This window comes from Pseudoalteromonas sp. 120-MNA-CIBAN-0494 (assembly GCF_040308885.1).
Classification (GTDB): Bacteria; Pseudomonadota; Gammaproteobacteria; order Enterobacterales; family Alteromonadaceae; genus Pseudoalteromonas; species Pseudoalteromonas nigrifaciens.
The window spans coordinates 1-232 of the sequence record NZ_JBEOOE010000242.1; the positions used below are offsets into that span (position 1 = coordinate 1).

A 232-nucleotide genomic window follows, 5' to 3' on the forward strand; every position below is an offset into this window, starting at 1 on the left:
TGCAGGCCTTGCAATGGAAGACAGCATAGAGTCGCGTATTTTTACTAATCATAATAATTAATGGCAATCGCACCAAGGGCCGTTTTAAGACTTTGAACAGCTTACAGAGCAACAATCTACTTTATTAGTACAAGCGGTTGATCATTGGCATAACGATTCAGCACAGCTGCTAGAGCCGTTTAGATTTATCACAAACTGGAGCCTAGATTATTTAATGATGAGCTATTCAACG

General features: G+C 39.7%; 1 pseudogene. It reads left to right on the forward strand.

The features are described 5' to 3' along the window. A pseudogene (locus tag AAEY55_RS18650) lies at positions 1–232 on the forward strand (cupin domain-containing protein); the annotation flags it as partial.